The 1,239-nt window shown below is 50.4% G+C and carries 1 protein-coding gene; it reads right to left on the minus strand.

Annotated elements, in window-relative coordinates:
- Positions 1–32 precede the first annotated feature (32 nt).
- The gene (locus tag G462_RS0120120) at positions 33–1,145 is read right to left on the minus strand and encodes an ISAs1 family transposase (protein ID WP_026960567.1); all 1,113 of its coding nucleotides are present in this window, start codon (positions 1,143–1,145) and stop codon (positions 33–35) included.
- Positions 1,146–1,239 lie beyond the last annotated feature (94 nt).

A 1,239-nucleotide genomic window follows, 5' to 3' on the forward strand; every position in this document is an offset into this window, starting at 1 on the left:
CAGGGTGAGAGCGTGAATGGTTACTTTTCACTCTATTTCTCTGAGAACCCTGCTGATAGCACCTGTTCAAGGTAAGTTGTGTTCATTGCCGCAATATTTTGCTTACGCCTGATGCTGGCTTTTTTACCTGTTTCCTGTCGCAGCAAGTTCAGCGCCATATGGCGGACAATCGCCAAAAGCTCAGCGGCGTTCTCTCGGTAAATTTGGCAGTCATCTTCGCTGAACGATGTATCAAGTACCCAGTGAAGGCTGTTTTCGATACCCCAATGACCGCGTACTGCGTCGGCGAATTGCTCTTTGCTGAGTTCTGCCGAACTGATGTAGTAGCGGTATTCTAGCGACTCTTTGCCGTTATCTGCCAAGCGGTAACCCATTGCAACACCGAGCGTTTTCAGCCCAGGCCAATGCGCGAACTCTTCCGCCAGTTCGGTGGCAGGTAGCACCGCATACGCTCTCGCTTCTTTACGGCCACGGCCTTTCTCGATACACACAATCGGGTCTTCAATAACGGGCTTCAGTTGAGCTTTCACCGCTTTGTAGAGGGTTTCCTGATTGCCTTTTACCGCCAGCAAGTAATCAGCTTTCTTGTCTGTTATCGTTTTTGCGATATCGGTTTGGCAACCCATGGCGTCTATCGACACCAGCGCTCCCTTGATGTCGAGTGCATTGAGCAGCTCGGGGATAGCCGTAATCTCATTGGATTTGGCATCGGTTTTTACTTGCCCCATCACGACGCCATTGGCGGTGGCAAAGGCACTGACCATGTGTATCGTCGACTTGCGGTCATCCCGTGTATAGGAGCTGCGGAGCACCTTGCCATCGACTGCGATTAGCTGCCCATTGGTTTGCTCATTTACAGCGAGCATCCACTTGCTAAAGCACTGTTGGAACTGTGCTGGGTCGAGGCGTGAAATCAATCGGGCAATGGTATCGTGTACTGGTAGGCCTGCAGTAAATAGCCCCTTTTCACGGAACCAGTGGAAGTGGGCTTCACCAAAGTCTTCGATATCTTCCCAGCCATTGGCTCCGCCAATCGTTGCACATACGGTTAGGAACAGCACATCGAACAACGGATAGCTTACTTTAGCGCTTTGTCGAGGATCTTTAATACTGCCGAAATGCTGGGAAAATACATCGATGGTCATGGAAGGCTCCCGAAAAAGGGAGTATAAGATCACAGCACGGACGTCAGGTCAAATTGCTTATAAGCGCTCAAAAAATGTTCGCGATCTCACCCTG

Source organism: Aliagarivorans taiwanensis DSM 22990, assembly GCF_000429505.1.
GTDB lineage: Bacteria > Pseudomonadota > Gammaproteobacteria > Enterobacterales > Celerinatantimonadaceae > Aliagarivorans > Aliagarivorans taiwanensis.